Source organism: Poseidonocella sp. HB161398 (assembly GCF_005870025.1).
Lineage (GTDB): Bacteria > Pseudomonadota > Alphaproteobacteria > Rhodobacterales > Rhodobacteraceae > Mangrovicoccus.
In genome coordinates this window covers 1-531 of sequence record NZ_VATA01000293.1, presented here as the reverse complement: position 1 = coordinate 531, position 531 = coordinate 1, and the positions used below count along the sequence as shown (strand labels likewise).

The 531-nt window shown below is 66.7% G+C and carries 1 protein-coding gene; it reads right to left on the bottom strand.

The features are described 5' to 3' along the window. The coding region (locus FGX59_RS40045; RefSeq protein ID WP_370296526.1) for an IS3 family transposase at window positions 1–209 on the bottom strand (209 nt) is incomplete at its 3' end. Window positions 210–531 lie beyond the last annotated feature (322 nt).

Here is a 531-nt window from a genome sequence, read left to right as displayed (position 1 = left end):
AGGTTTGGCGCAATGCCCAGATTGTGCCGGCTATCTGTCGTGCGGGGGACGCCGTGGCCACGTCGTGGCGGATGAACTCCGTTATCTTTCATTAGTTTGGCGACCGTCTTCCTGGCTACTCGGATACCCCGGTCGCGAAGCTCGGCATGAATCCGAGGTGCGCCGTAACGCCGGTGGCTCGTCTCGAAGATTTCCCGGATCATGGGCAGGAGCCGCTCGCTGGCAGCCTGGCGCGCCGCCCTTTACGGGGCGGCGCGCCAGGCGTGGAACCAGCTCGTGCTGACCTAGAGCATCCGGCACATGGGGCGAATGGGGTGGTCGGTGACGTGGGCAGCGATGAAGGCAAGCTTGTCCTTCACGGCTTCGCCGCCCACGGCGCGAAGCCGGTCGGTCACGCCACCGGTTCGAGTGACCCGACTGGCGCGGAAGCCTTCCGCATCACCTCCACCTCTTCCTTGAGCCGACGGTTCCCGCAGCGCAGCTCGGCCAGTTCGGCGGCCTCGGCCTGCTGGCGCCGGATTGCCTCAGCCG